This window comes from Vibrio sp. NFR (assembly GCF_027587095.1).
Taxonomy (GTDB): Bacteria; Pseudomonadota; Gammaproteobacteria; order Enterobacterales; family Vibrionaceae; genus Vibrio; species Vibrio harveyi.
Map to the genome: position 1 here is coordinate 570,176 of NZ_JAPPTN010000002.1, position 13,635 is coordinate 583,810.

16 protein-coding genes are annotated in these 13,635 nt (G+C 44.9%); 8 read left to right on the plus strand and 8 right to left on the minus strand.

All coding sequences use genetic code 11. The features are described 5' to 3' along the window. Positions 1-78: 78 nt before the first annotated feature. Positions 79-1,170, minus strand: a complete 1,092-nt coding sequence (locus tag OH463_RS06175) for a transporter substrate-binding domain-containing protein (RefSeq protein ID WP_269990893.1) — start codon at positions 1,168-1,170, stop codon at positions 79-81. A 295-nt stretch (positions 1,171-1,465) separates the two neighbouring features. Between OH463_RS06175 and OH463_RS06180 the strand changes: the two genes are divergently transcribed. After that, the gene (locus tag OH463_RS06180; RefSeq protein ID WP_009697903.1) at positions 1,466-2,125 is read left to right on the plus strand and encodes an alpha/beta hydrolase; all 660 of its coding nucleotides are present in this window, start codon (positions 1,466-1,468) and stop codon (positions 2,123-2,125) included. A 121-nt stretch (positions 2,126-2,246) separates the two neighbouring features. Here the strand turns inward: OH463_RS06180 and OH463_RS06185 are convergent, their stop codons facing one another. Then, entirely contained in the window at positions 2,247-3,152 is a 906-nt protein-coding gene (locus OH463_RS06185; RefSeq protein ID WP_009697902.1) for a DMT family transporter, read from the minus strand. 94 nt (positions 3,153-3,246) lie between these two features. Here OH463_RS06185 and OH463_RS06190 point away from each other — a divergent pair, with 94 nt between their 5' ends. Together OH463_RS06190 and OH463_RS06195 are read left to right on the plus strand one after the other, a co-directional pair. After that, on the plus strand, positions 3,247-4,131 hold the full coding sequence (locus OH463_RS06190; RefSeq protein ID WP_047514143.1) for a LysR family transcriptional regulator: 885 nt from the start codon (positions 3,247-3,249) through the stop codon (positions 4,129-4,131). A 76-nt stretch (positions 4,132-4,207) separates the two neighbouring features. Continuing rightward, on the plus strand, positions 4,208-4,594 hold the full coding sequence (locus OH463_RS06195) for a universal stress protein (RefSeq protein WP_256901858.1): 387 nt from the start codon (positions 4,208-4,210) through the stop codon (positions 4,592-4,594). A gap of 68 nt (positions 4,595-4,662) precedes the next feature. On the opposite strand, the gene OH463_RS06200 is transcribed toward OH463_RS06195, so the two are convergent. Together OH463_RS06200 and OH463_RS06205 are read right to left on the minus strand one after the other, a co-directional pair. Next, entirely contained in the window at positions 4,663-5,475 is an 813-nt protein-coding gene (locus OH463_RS06200; protein ID WP_269990898.1) for a 5'-methylthioadenosine/S-adenosylhomocysteine nucleosidase, read from the minus strand. Between the two features lie 194 nt (positions 5,476-5,669). Further along, positions 5,670-6,179, minus strand: coding sequence for a copper resistance protein NlpE (locus OH463_RS06205; RefSeq protein WP_009697899.1), 510 nt, complete (start codon positions 6,177-6,179; stop codon positions 5,670-5,672). A gap of 198 nt (positions 6,180-6,377) precedes the next feature. Between OH463_RS06205 and OH463_RS06210 the strand changes: the two genes are divergently transcribed. After that, complete coding sequence (locus tag OH463_RS06210; RefSeq protein ID WP_005452947.1) at positions 6,378-6,593, plus strand: hypothetical protein; 216 nt, start codon at positions 6,378-6,380, stop codon at positions 6,591-6,593. A gap of 69 nt (positions 6,594-6,662) precedes the next feature. Here OH463_RS06210 and OH463_RS06215 read toward each other — a convergent pair whose 3' ends face one another. The 3 genes from OH463_RS06215 to OH463_RS06225 all read right to left on the minus strand — a co-directional run bounded on the left by OH463_RS06215 (position 6,663) and on the right by OH463_RS06225 (position 9,877). Beyond that, positions 6,663-7,904: a quaternary amine ABC transporter ATP-binding protein gene (locus OH463_RS06215; protein WP_029788248.1), complete on the minus strand. Its 1,242-nt coding sequence runs from the start codon at positions 7,902-7,904 to the stop codon at positions 6,663-6,665. Then, positions 7,897-8,796: an ABC transporter permease gene (locus tag OH463_RS06220; RefSeq protein ID WP_005429511.1), complete on the minus strand. Its 900-nt coding sequence runs from the start codon at positions 8,794-8,796 to the stop codon at positions 7,897-7,899. Before OH463_RS06220 ends, OH463_RS06215 begins: the two co-directional genes overlap by 8 nt. 88 nt (positions 8,797-8,884) lie before the next feature. Further along, positions 8,885-9,877 (minus strand): ABC transporter substrate-binding protein, encoded by a 993-nt coding sequence (locus OH463_RS06225; RefSeq protein WP_005452943.1) that lies wholly within the window; start codon positions 9,875-9,877, stop codon positions 8,885-8,887. Between the two features lie 341 nt (positions 9,878-10,218). On the opposite strand from OH463_RS06225, the gene OH463_RS06230 reads away from it, so the two are divergent. The 4 genes from OH463_RS06230 to OH463_RS06245 all read left to right on the plus strand — a co-directional run bounded on the left by OH463_RS06230 (position 10,219) and on the right by OH463_RS06245 (position 11,505). Further along, positions 10,219-10,509, plus strand: coding sequence for a DUF134 domain-containing protein (locus OH463_RS06230; protein WP_005452940.1), 291 nt, complete (start codon positions 10,219-10,221; stop codon positions 10,507-10,509). Further along, entirely contained in the window at positions 10,506-11,003 is a 498-nt protein-coding gene (locus OH463_RS06235; protein WP_005452938.1) for a NifB/NifX family molybdenum-iron cluster-binding protein, read from the plus strand. Before OH463_RS06230 ends, OH463_RS06235 begins: the two co-directional genes overlap by 4 nt. Further along, a complete protein-coding gene (gene nqrM, locus OH463_RS06240; protein WP_005452936.1) occupies positions 11,003-11,209 on the plus strand; it encodes a (Na+)-NQR maturation NqrM in 207 nt (68 codons plus the stop codon). Before OH463_RS06235 ends, nqrM begins: the two co-directional genes overlap by 1 nt. A gap of 101 nt (positions 11,210-11,310) precedes the next feature. Further along, positions 11,311-11,505 carry a hypothetical protein gene (locus OH463_RS06245; protein WP_005452934.1) on the plus strand — a complete coding sequence of 65 codons (195 nt, stop codon included), beginning with the start codon at positions 11,311-11,313 and terminating at the stop codon, positions 11,503-11,505. 71 nt (positions 11,506-11,576) lie between these two features. Here OH463_RS06245 and fusA read toward each other — a convergent pair whose 3' ends face one another. Next, positions 11,577-13,601: an elongation factor G gene (gene fusA, locus OH463_RS06250; RefSeq protein WP_009703549.1), complete on the minus strand. Its 2,025-nt coding sequence runs from the start codon at positions 13,599-13,601 to the stop codon at positions 11,577-11,579. Positions 13,602-13,635: the final 34 nt, after the last annotated feature.

Here is a 13,635-nt window from a genome sequence, read left to right on the forward strand (position 1 = left end):
CCAACTAGATTGAATACATAAGCCCATTTGTTCATTGAACTTAAGGGCTTTTTTCGTTTTAGAAGATAGTGGTGAATACTACTTGTCTGCGAAATAGTCGACCAACGTTTTACGCCACTTTCGTGATTCACGGATTTGTAACAGCGCGCGGTTAATCTCTTCCTCATAACGGTTGTTCTCTGTGATGATGAAGCCGTAGTTCTGTTTTTCTAGTTGGTACGGCAACACTTCTAAATCCTCAAATTGCCCAGATAGTCTGCTACTGCCAATCATGTATTTGAGCACAACATCATCCGCGACAATCGCCTCGACTTCACCTTTGTCTAAGGCAGTTAAAAGTGCCGTCATGTCTGCATAGTCTTTGTGGCGAATGCCAAAGCTAGTGAGTAACAAGGAAGAGGTGGTAGCCGTTTTGGTACCGACTTCAACATTGGCAAGATCATTGATACCTTTGATTTGGGAATAACCTTGGCTAAGGGTGAGTTTGCTAGCCAAAACTGCAGTAATACTGGCGATAAAAAGCATGCTGAAAACACCAATGAATACCGTCACAATTCGCCCAGTTAAGCTTTTAAATTCAAAGTAGTTAAACGGTCCTCGGGTAATAAACAGCAAGCCAAGAATAAAGCTTTCAACCCAGCGACCGCTTCTGTTTTTCATTGAATATAACTTTTCGTTTTTCCCTTCTTCTAACGCATAGAAAAATGCTCCGACTAAGCCAGCTACCAATATGATGGCACCAACGATGAGCCACAAAGCCGGGTTCAAAAAGATAGATTGCAAGGTATGCAGATAGCCTTGGTTTTTTACCGCAATCGCGAGATGGGTTTCGTAGAAAGAATGAGAAAAATCAGCGAACAGTTCGCGTTCTGGAGTAATAGAAATACATGAAACACCTATATCTATTTGTTCTGTTTCTATCGCGTTGAGTAGATCGTCTAAAGGTTGGTTTTCAAAATGAAACTCGACGTTCATTTCTTTGGCAATTTGCTCCCATAATTCAATGCTGAGACCGTTCAAATCACTGTCAACAGAACCAATAACAAAAGGAGGACATGGGTAAGTCCCGACCTTAAGCGGAGAAGCGTTAGAGGAACTAGTCAGTAAAGAAAGAAGCAAACATGTTGTAATTACAAGGAATTGAAGTGTGGTTTTCAAACCAATTTGCATGCGCAGACCCTCAAAAAAGTGGCAGCGCTGAATTGAATCAAGAGCGATTTCTTGCACAAAAAAGCCCGAGTGTTGAGAGTTTCCGAGAGGTAATGATGAATTCAATGCTGCCTTAATTTTGTTATTTACTGTTTTAACTATAGCAGGCAACGCTTCATTGAATTTCAAGTTCGATGACGTTAACAGCGAGACGAGCGTTGGGAGAGTCTGTAAGCGTATGTAAGCATCGATAGAAGAGGCTGTTTTTTTGTTTAAAATTTGTCTCTTTATTGAATGATGTTTTATTGGAGTAGTGATGAAGAAACAAACATTGACGATGATTATATTGATTGCGTTGACAGGCTGTGGTATCGAAGGACAAAGCCATTCTTCTACTCCAGCTAATGCACCTAATTTGTTTGTATCACAATGTGGAGATCAACTGTTTCCAGATGAACCTAGTCTATCCTTTGCAGTTAAGGGGGATGTGGCAGAATTACAAGGGGTCGTTTGTAAAGGGTCACCTGCTGCATTTGAACGTATGATGAAAAAGCACCCAGAGATTAAACTACTTAAGTTTATTAGTATTGATGGCTCTGCTGATGATGATGCAAACCTAGAGCTCGCTTACCAAGTACGTGCAAGCCATTTAGATTCTTACATTGCTGCTGATGGAGAAATAGCCTCTGGTGGTACAGATTTGTTTGTAGCTGGCGTGAATAGAACGATAGAAAGTGGGGCGACGATCGGAGTGCATTCTTGGGGAGCTGGGGATGACGTTGCCACAGACTTTCCTGTTGGTCACGAATATCATCAGCCATACATTGATTACTACAGAAAAATGGGATTACCCGACCCAGAAGGCTTTTATTACTTCACTATAAACGCAGCATCGGCTGACAATATCTACAATATGAATGAGCGAGAAATCACGCTGTACGGGCTAGGTAAGATCACCTCTTCTACAAGTAATTAAGGGCAACGACAATTCGGGTGTTGTGTTGATGTCTGTACATAGACCAAGTTTCAGAAGCGAGCATGAATATCGGATACTAAAATACAAAAGCCGAGCGATGAACGCTCGGCTTTTTAAATACTTACGCTGCAGGGGCTCGGTGATGTTGCTCTTCTGCAAGTTTGGCGGCTTGTGCTTGCTTTTGTTTGCGGCGTTCTCGTTTTGATAGCCAAATCAGAGGCACGACAATCATTACTGTACCAATTGCCATAAAAATATCTGGCACTTCACCGAACCAAATCAAACCAACGATCACGGCACCAATCAAGCCGCTGTATTCTGCGCTAGCAATTTTGTTGCTATCGATAGAGCGATAAGCCAACACGCAGGTTGCTGCATAAATCATGATGAATAAGCTTGAACCTGCTGCTACAGGGAATGAGCTCCAATCCCATGCTTCGCCCTCGATAAACACCAACAAGAGTGATACAGGCATACCGGCTAGATTCGTCATCAAAAGTGTGTGTGGTACGGATTGGTTCTTCGGTAACTTCCGAATTAGCAGGTTGTTGATCGCCAAAGTGACTGCGACAACCAATGCCGATAGCGCCGCCCAATCAATCTGATCAGGACGAATAATCACAAGTACACCTGCAAAGCCCATCACTGCCGCTGCAATAGATTGTGCAGAAAGCTTCTCTCCAAAGAAGATCGCTGCCAGTGGCAACATGATCAAAGGAGCTGCATAAAAGATCGCATTTGCCGTAGCGAGTGGCATTGATGAGATGGCAAACACCATAAAAATCGCACCAGTTAACCAAACGTGCGCACGAACCGCATGCCATTTAAAGCCTTCCATTAATGGGGCTTGTTTAGTGAGTAGGTACACGGGTAATAACATCATCACAGCTGACAATTGTCGGTAAAACACAAACTGAAAAACCGGCACCTCATTACCGACGCTTTTGATCAAAGCGTCTGAGAGCACCGCAATTAGGTTACCAACAATTAATAGTAGCATGGCTGCGCCGACAGATGTGACTTTCACGTTATTCCTCTCCTCATTCTTTGCCAAAGAGTAGGTGATGTCATAGGATGAAGTGAAATGATATTTATTAGTTTAAGTATGAGATTTTTAGATAATGAAATTGCCACCTCTTAGAGCGGTTCACTGTTTCGAATCCGTTGCTCGTAATTTGAGCTTTTCCCTTGCAGCAGAGGAGCTCAACGTGACGCAAAGTGCGGTGAGTCATCAGATTCGCATATTAGAAGACTACCTTGGTGAAGCCCTGTTCATTCGTCAGGGGCGTAAGTTATCGCTCTCGGATACTGGCTTTCGTTATCTTGAAGATATCAGTCCTGCTATTAGTGCCATTGCGATGGCGAGCCAAAAAGTGCGTGAAGGCGAAAAGGGCAGTCTACGCTTGGCAATTTACAGCTCGCTGGCGGTGAAATGGTTAATCCCACGATTGGCGGACTTCAAGCGTCAGCATCCGGAAATTGATCTTACGCTCAACATGGTTGCAGGAGATCCAGAACAAACCGACAGCGTTGGTGACTGTTTTATCACAGTGCAGAAGCCTAAGCGTAATTACATGGCTGTGCGTTTATATGATGAGACTTTGTATCCGGTATGTAGCCTCAATATCTGGAAAGAAATTCAAGACCAACCAATGCCGAATGCACTCTGGCACTATCCGATTCTTTCGACTGATTCTATCTATCGTGAGCGCGGTAAAGATTGGTCAGAGTGGTGCAAAGTCGGTGGGTTTGAGTTGCCAAAAGATATTGATATGCAGCACTTCAGTCACATGCTGCTGGCTATCGAAGCTGCTCGCTATGACCAAGGCATTACGTTTGCCAATGACTTTATGTTGAATGAACGGGATAAGGCTCAAGACTTGGTTTATATCCCCTCTCACGGCTTAGAAACTGGGGATAGCTTTTACTTTGTACATAAGAAGAATCGTGCTCGTCAGCCTGAAATCATCAAGTTGACTAACTGGCTTAAACAGCAGTGCTTATAGCGCAGATTGTGTGATTGCTTCGTGGTATTCCTTGTGATGCTAGACTTAATTTAGGCAGGTCAGTTGGGAGAGTATCATGAGCTATGCGCACATTTTGGTGGCAGTTGATTTATCAGATTCGAGTCGAGTAGTGATCGACAAAGCTATTGCGATGGCAAGAGATGCAAACAGTAAGGTGTCTTTTGTTTTTGTTGATCACGATAGGGTCGCGCTGGAATCGAAGGACGAGCAAAAGCTAATGCAAGAACTTGATGCTTTAGCTAAGCAGAGTGATTATCCAATTAGCGAGTCCATGGTGGTGGTGGGGGATCTACATATTAAGTTGGCTGGTATAGCGAAGGAAAATGACATCGATTTGGTGGTGTGTGGTCACCATCATAAGTTTATGAGCCGCTTGTTCTCTTCTATTCCCAAGCTCGCCAATGCTATTGAGGCAGACTTGCTCGTCGCATATTTGGACTGAGCCCTCACTCACGATTACAAAGTAAAAGGGAGGCTTTGCTAAGCCTCCCTTTATGATTCTAAAAGCGACTATTGCTTTTTGATCAGCGCTTTAATCACATCAACCGTGTATAGCTGACAATCGACCGCGGTTTGCGGATCGAAGTCTTGCTTGTGTTGATCTGTGTTCGAAAGTATACGGATACCAACGAAAGGCACTTGGTAAGCTTGAGCAACCAATGCCGCAGAGGAAGTCTCCATTTCTTCAACAGACGTACCGTATGTTTCATGGAACCAGTTGATACGATCCACTTCGCGGTTCCATTCGTCCGCTGAGCCAATCAAGCCTCTCACGACTTTGCCTTTTTTGTATTCTTCAGACAAAGAAAGAGCGGTTTCAACCAGTGCCGGATCCGCTTTGAATTGTTTGTGTTCAACAAACTCGCCGTTTTCACGTAGACGCATGGTTACGTCGAAGTTCTGCCACTTCATTGGGTCGATGCCTTTGCCTTTTTCGGTAAACTCAGACTTGTAAGCGCCCATGTTGAAACTCGCTTCGCCAACCACAATGTCACTGCGGTATAACTTAGGATCGTGACCACCAGATGTACCTTGGTTGATAATATACTTTGGATTGAAGTGTTCAATCGCAATAGTGGTAGAGGCTGCAGCGTTCGCCAAGCCAACTTCGGTACGAGAAACCACGATTGGATAGCCATCTATATCACCTTGCCAGAAGGTCCAAGAACCAATGGTGGTTTGTTTGGCATCATCCAATGCTTCAACTAGGGTGCTAGTTTCAATATCCATCGCACCTTGCACAAGGATTGGTTGAGTTTGAGCGAAAACAGAGAAAGAAAGTACTGCAGGAAAAAGTGCAGCGAAACGTTTAAAGATTTGCATACGACATACTTACAAATGAGAAAGATGGCGAAATCTACCAATAGCAATCGTTTGCGTCAATTGGTTGAATTGTTATTTTTCTTAATAAATGAAAATTCTTGATTGTCGTTCTAAATAACAAGAATGAAAAAATCCGAGCGGGGGGAGGCTCGGATTTGGTCTTTATCAGGACTAGATTAAATGGTTATACCGTATTAAGGCATCTTGCTCAGGTTGTAAAATGAAGCCAGTTCGCCAGTCGCTTTTTCGCCGTTCATATCCAACTTCATTAGCATGTTTTCACCAACGAAGTACTGGTTTGGACCAGACTCATCAACCAATGTAATGGTGTTGCCTGATTCATTCCAAGTGAACTTACCTTCTGATTTGATTGGGTTGCCTTCTTTGCCTTCATACAGCTCTACTAATGTATAAGTGCCGTCTTCGTTAAGGGTTAGCGTTGTATCGATACCCGCGCAATCTGCACAAGGAAGTTTGCCTTTGTAAATGCCGTTCCAATCCAGCGAATTTTGCGCATTGTGACCAGAATCTACAAAGGTATCTGTCGTGATCATTTGCTCTTCTTCAATCGGTGTTGCATCAACGGTGCTTTCAACTTCTGAGGCCTGAGGAATGTCAACCGCAGTTGTCTCTGCTGGTTTCTCATCCTGACAGCCTGCTAGAATAACGACCGCACCAGTGAGTGCTAATAGTGTCTTTTTCATTTTATTCCTCTCTAAATCAACAAGTTGATATACCAAAGTAATCTCGTTGCATGTATGCTAAGGTCACTTAGGTATACCGTGATAATAATAGACTTGTTTCCTAAACCTGCGTCAGAACAAAGCAAACCATTGAACAGCTTCTGTAAGAAAAAATCTTTAACGTCAGTGATTTGCAAATAAAAGGGATAGGAGAAGAAAATGGAAGAATTGGTTACAGTCGTTCTTCGAGCAATTGTTCGTTCTATTATTATAGAAATTTTCCTGTGGAGATTGAGTTATTGCACCGGTTATATCGGGCTGTCGATTATCACTTTAGGCAAGCGTCCGCACAAACCAATGTCGAAAGCGATGCGAATACGCATCAGCTATTTTGGTATTTTTCTGTTGGTTGTGTTCCTTGTGTTTATGTTTTGACTTTCGTAGCGCAATTTTTAAACCGCCACCAGACAAAAAAGGCTCATCAGATGATGAGCCTTTTGCGTATTAGGATGCTTTATCCATTGCGGGTGGTGTTTTGACCTCCTTTGACGGAGACTCCTCTTCGGTATTATCAGTAAAGATTTCAGCCACGGCGCTACGTTCTAGTTCACCTTGCAGATTACCTTCGTCATCCACAACCGGCAGTGAGTAGTCACAAGACATGGTGTCTGGAAGTACTTCTTCAATTACGGAATCAGGAGAGACAACAGGCACTTCTTCGTAGATCTCTTCTGCCAGCTCTTGTGCTGCATCGGTTTTCGCAGCATCTAGCAAGCTCTCTTTGGTAACCACTCCTTGATAGCCATCATCGGTCACGTGGTACGCGTAGTCTTGTTTCACGCGTTTCATCTCAACAAGGGCTTCTTCAATGGTTGTTGCTGCAATGCGATACGCTGGTGGCTGCATCACGGTTTCAACCGTCAGAGCGCGTGCTCGGTTTACGTCCTTCACGAAGGCCTCTACATATTCATCAGCAGGGTGTAGCAGAATCTCGTCTGGAGAACCTTGTTGTACTAACTCGCCATCTTTCAAAATAGCGATACGGTCACCCAAGCGAAGCGCTTCATCCAAATCGTGAGTGATAAAGATAATGGTCTTATGTAGCTTCTCTTGGAGTTCAATCAGCTGATCTTGCATCTCGCTACGGATCAGAGGGTCGAGTGCCGAGAACGCTTCATCCATCAATAGGATCTCGGCGTCAGTCGCCAGTGCACGAGCCAAGCCTACACGTTGTTGCTGACCACCAGAAAGCTGCGCAGGGTATTGGTTCTCGTAACCTTTCAGACCAACTGTCTCCAACCATTCATTGGCTTTCGCAAGACGCGCTTCTTTTTTGATGCCTTGGATTTCCAAGCCGTAAGCTACGTTGTCAACCACAGTACGATGGGGCAAAAGACCGAAGCGTTGAAATACCATCGACATTTTATGGCGGCGAAACTCTTCTAGCTCTTTTGGTGACAGCTGCATTACGTCGACGCCTTCAACTAAGATTTGCCCCATGGTTGGGTCAATTAAACGGTTGAAGTGGCGAATCATGGTCGACTTACCAGAGCCAGATAGCCCCATAATAACGAAGATTTCGCCTTTGTTAATTTGCAGATTGATGTCTTTTAAACCAACGGTATGACCCGTATCAGCCAGAATTTGGTCTTTGCTCTGGCCTTGTTTTACTCGCTCAATCACTGTTTTTGGCTTTGGTCCGAAGATCTTATACAGCCCGCTAATTTCAATAAGTGGCTTAGTCATGTTTCAGATCTCCTAAGTGTGCTTGGGTTCGCTTCGCGTAAGCTTGCGACGCTCGGTCAAACAGAATCGCCAGTGCTACAATTGCTAGCCCGTTAAGCAGACCAAGGGTGAAATACTGGTTGGTAATTGATTTTAATACTGGCTGACCTAAGCCTTTAACGCCAATCATAGAAGCGATAACAACCATAGAAAGTGCCATCATGATGGTTTGGTTGATACCAGCCATAATGGTTGGCATTGCCAAAGGTAATTGTACGCCAACTAAGCGTTGCTTGTTACTTGCACCAAAGGCGGTGGCGGCTTCAAGAACTTCCTTATCTACGAGTCGAATGCCTAAGTTGGTTAAACGAATGACTGGTGGAATCGCGTAGATCACAACAGCAATCAAACCTGGGATCTTACCGATACCAAGGAGCATAACGACCGGAATCAGATAGACGAACGCGGGCATGGTTTGCATCACGTCGAGCAGTGGTGTCACGACGGATTGCACGCGATTGGAGCGTGCCATGGCAATACCGATAGGAATGCCGAGCGCAATGGCGAGCATGGTACACACCGTGATGATGCTGAGCGTCCGCATCGTGTCTTCCCACATGCCAAAGTACCCAATCAGGATTAATGACACGAAACACGCGACAGCCAGTTTCCACGATCGGCTTGCGGCATAAACCAACGCGGTACATACACCAAGGATGATCATCCATGGTGTAGAAATGAGGAGTTTTTCGAACCAAACGAGAAATGAGAGAAGAGGATCGAAGAATGATTCAATAAGGTCGCCGTATTCGCGAGAGAAATCGCGGTAGGCACCATCTAGGGTTTTGCGGATGGCTCTGAGATCTGAGCGATCCATTTCTGGGAATTCGCTAAGCCAATTCGAGTCAGACATGTTTACTTCCTTTTCTTGCCGAGACCCAAGTGAGCCTCGGCATACAACAATTTTGGTATTCCTATACCATTTACGAAACGTCTAAGTCTTACAGTGCACCTTGCACTTTTTTAGCTACGTCTTGAGGAACCCATGCGGTCCAGATCTGTGGGTAGTTTTCTAGGAAATGGAACATGGTTTCTTCACCGTCCGCTTGGTTGTCTTCCATCCAAGCCAGCAATTGGTTCATGTCTGCATTGGTGAAACCACGTTTAGTGAAGTAGTTGTATGCAGCCGGAGAGCGTGAAGCAAACTCTTCAGTCGTAATAGTGTGAACCGGTGAAGGTGGGTACATGGTTGGTTTTGGATTTTCGCAATCAGCTTGTGTCGTACAGCTGACAAATTCTTTCTCATCAACGCCGCTACCGAAATCCACTTTCACCATATCGTACTTACCGAGAACCGCAGTTGGTGCCCAGTAGTAACCAAACCAGGCTTCTTCACGTTCGTAGGCTTTTGCTATTGAGCCAGACAGACCTGCACTTGACCCTGGGTCGATAATATCAAAGCCTGATCCGGCAAGGTCCATCGCTTTGAAAAGGTTACCGGCGCTGATTTGACAGTTCCAACCAGCTGGGCAGCTGTAAAATGCCGATTTTGCTTTGTCTTCTGGGTGAGAGAACAGCTTCGCGTGTTTTTTCACACCTTCGATGGTTTTCATTTCAGGGTATTGTTTAACAAGGTAGGCAGGGATCCAGAAACCTTCTTCACCGCCATCGACGAGTGCTTTACCAGCATAGCGTAGGCGCTTTTCTTCAACGCCTTTATCTAGTGCATCTTTAAGGCTGTTACTCCAAAGCTCTGGTGCCACATCGGGCTGTCCTTTTTCGATCATTGAGGTGCCAGTTGGCATGGTGTCGCCAGGGATGAGTTCGGCATCACAGCCGTAGCCGTGCTCAAGAATAAAACGGTCCACGTTGGCAATCAGTGTTGCAGAGTTCCAGTTCATATCTGCAATGGTAACCGTTCCACACTCACTTGCGTTTGCGTTGGTCGCTGCTAGCGCACCAATCGCTAGTAGTAAGGGAGTTTTGTACGTCATATTGAGTTTCCTTTCTCTAAATTGCTCACTTAGGGTAACTAATTAATCATTAGTGTTCAAACTAATGTGTTAGGTGAATTATAGCTTTGTTTGTTAATGAGCGTGAAAGTGTTGGTGAATTTTTGATGAAAATAGCCACAGAAATGAAAGGTTTTTTATCGACTCATGTCAATGAATCGTATGGTGGTTTGTATGTGCTGTTGCATTATTATTAGATGTCTAACGAATATTTCGCTATGAATACGATTTTTGCAAACTAAGATATTGGCATATGCTAAAAACTATAATTGGCATATGCCATAAACGAGCGTAAGGTTAAGGCGTTTTGTAGAGAGGATGTGATGGCGAGACCAAAAATAGAAAGACGCATATGTGGACGTGCAGCACACCATTGTTTTAAGCCCAATGGCGTACCGTTTTATGAGCTGGAGAAAGTCAACATATTGCCAGAAGAACTAGAGGCATTGCGATTAGCCGATCTGGAAGGATTGAGCCAGCAGCAAGCTGCCGACCAAATGGGAGTCTCTCGCCAGACCTTTGGTAATACGGTTAAAAGCGCGCGTTTTAAAGTCGCGAAAAGCCTAGTTGAGGGTCATGCACTTGTTTTTCCTGACCAGGAGTCAAACTCATGATTTACGCTATTCCGAATGACGGCGAACGCGTCGCCAATCATTTTGTAAAAGCCCCATACATTGCGATTTATTCCGATACGGAAGGGCTGTTGAAAAACCTAGCTAATATTGCTTCTATGCCACAAGCTGGCTGTAAAGCAAAATCTCAACTTATTCAATCTTTGCAAGAATATCATGTGGATGCAGTGTTGGTTCGCAACATTGGGGAACGTGCGCTTGGTAAGCTCTTGAGCAGTGGTAAACAAGTCTTTAAGCTATCGACTCGCAGCTCACTGGATGATGTAATGGGTGTGCCTCGATCGCCATTAACGGTTGCGACGCAAGGTCGCCCTTCGACCAATCACGTCAAAAAAGGTGGTTGCGGTGGCTGTGGTAGCAAAAAAGCGCCTTCGCTATTGATCAATCCTCAATCTCAATCAAAAAACACACTCATGACGTTGCGCCCAACTAAACTTAAAGCATTGGTTTCTTCTTACGTGAAAGAGGTGAAGTAATGGTTTGGTTGTTCACTTTTCTTGGGTTCTTAGCCATCATTTTGTTGATGTCACTGGGCGTGATCTTTCACAATAAACGCATTCAAGGCAGTTGCGGTGGCTTGAATAACGTCGGCGTTGACAAAGTGTGTAACTGTGAGACTACTTGCGCAGAGAATGAACGCCGCCTCTATCAGATCCAAGAGCCAAGTTCGAAAGGTCAATAGATCCTAATATTGTCTAGAAGATCAAATTTTTAATGATGAGTTTTTGCGCATTTTTTGTTCAGTTCTACGCTTAAGATTCGTCTTAATAAAGGAGAACCAAAATGGCATTTATGAAGCAGGATATCCCAAACCGTGTAACGGTGTACCATGACAATGTCGATCAGGAACAAGAACTCAAGAATGCGATGTTGCCAGAGAAGCCACGCTATTTTAACGGTTCTCCTACCTATAAAGCCGACAGTGTAGAGCAGTTCCAAACCAAGCTGAATCAGATTGGTATGTCGTTAGACAAATAAAGACCAAGAGAATACAACAACGCCCTCAAGTTTCGAGGGCGTTTGCTTTTTTAGGGGATAAATAAGAGAGGTTAATTTTGTTGTGTTGCTTCATTACACACTTGTTTTTGCACTGCTGGAGGAGCAGGTTCGTAGTGGCTGAGCGTCATGTTAAAGCTACCTTCACCGCCAGTAATTGAGCGCAGACGACGAGCATAATCTTGCAGTTCGTTGACTGGAGACTTGGCTCTTAACATGGTGAAGTTTGCGTCGATAGGCTCTGTTCCTTCAATTAGTCCGCGATTACCGGATAAGTCGCCGGATACATCACCCACGTTTGCGGTTGGAATATGAAGCTCCATTTGTACAATCGGTTCGAGCACTATCGGGTCTGCATTGTTGATCGCATCTAAGAAGGCTTTCTTACCTGCGATGACAAACGCGATTTCTTTCGAGTCAACCGAGTGGTATTTACCATCGTAAACGGTCACTTCGACATCTTTGATTGGGTTGCCAGAAATCGCCCCTTCTTCCAATGCCTGAACAATGCCTTTTTCCACTGCAGGGATTAGTGCAGTAGGAATCGCGCCGCCAACCACTTTATTAATGAACTTGAAGCCCGCACCACGTTCGAGTGGGCGTACTTTTAATTGCACCTCACCAAATTGACCCGCGCCGCCGCTTTGTTTCTTATGACGATAGTGGCCTTCTGCTGGTTTGGTTATGGTCTCAAAGTATTCGACGCTTGGCTGGCTGGTTTCCACTTCCAGTTTGTAGACCGCAGACATTTTCTCAAGCGCGACTTTGAGGTGGAATTCACCCTGACCGCTGATGATGGTTTCATTGGTGCGTGCACGATGTTCGATTCGAAGAGAAGGATCTTCGCTGGCGATTTTATTCAGCACATCCCCAAGCTTTTGCTCGTCGCCACGCTTAACGGGCTTGAGGCACAGTGAGTACATCGAATCTGGGAAGTTGAGGGTTTTGAGTTGTACGCCATCTTCTTCATGAGAGTCATGAACAATGGAATCAAATTCCAACTCATCCACTTTGGCGAGCACACAGAAATCGCCGGCAAGCGCCCTTGGGATCTCCGTTCTGTCTTTGCCTTGCAACTGGTAAAGATGACCAACTTTGAACGCTTTGTTGCTTTCCCCAATGTAGAGTTGGCTACCTGCGTTGATTTCACCTTGGTAAACACGCAAATAGGCTAGTTTACCCATGTAAGGATCGACGCTGATCTTGTACACATGCGCCACGCTGTGCTCAAGTGCTTCACAGTTTACTTTTACCTTCTTGCCGTTTTTCTCCAACAGCGGTGGGTTGCCTTCATTTGGCATCGGCATGATTTCCGCTAGGGTTCTCAGCAGTAGTTCTACCCCCGCGCCTGTTTCGGACGACACAAAGCAGATTGGAATTACGTGTCCGGTTCTCAATGCTTCTTCAAACGGATCATGCAGCTGTTCTGCAGTCAGTTCTGAGCCTTGTTCGAGATACAGTTCCATCAGCTCTTCATCGACTTCAATCACTTGGTCTATTAAGGTTTCATGCGCTTCTTCGACTTTAGCGAGCAAAGTGTCGCGTTCGATCTCTGGTTCGAAATAGCAATCCACCACCGATTGAGCATCGGCTGAAGGTAAGTTGATTGGTAAGCAATTATCACCAAAGTGTTCGATGATATTTTCCATCACGGCTTCAAGTTGGTTGCCGTGATTGTCGAGCTTGTTGATGATGATCATCTGGCACTTTTGCTGCTCTTTAGCAAAGGCGAACAAGCGGTCAGAAGTTTGGTTGATGGGCATTTGTGGGTCGATGATCAACGCGGAAGTTTCAACGGCAGGGAACACGCTGAGTGTGCGTCCGAGTAATTCACTTTGTCCGGGAGTGTCGATGATATTGAGGCGGTGCTTGTTCCAACTGAGGGCGACTGGCGTGGCTTCGATACTGTGTTGATATTGGATGGATTGCTGATCGAAATCGGTCACCGTATCGCCTTTTTCCACACACCCTAAATGGCTAGTGGCTTGGCAGGTGTAGAGCAGTTTTTCTATCAGTGTGGTTTTGCCGGTACCCGTTTGACCGACAAAGGCGACGTTGCGGATCTTATTGATAGGCATAGAGCCTCCTTGCAAATGACGTGCGAAACCGAGT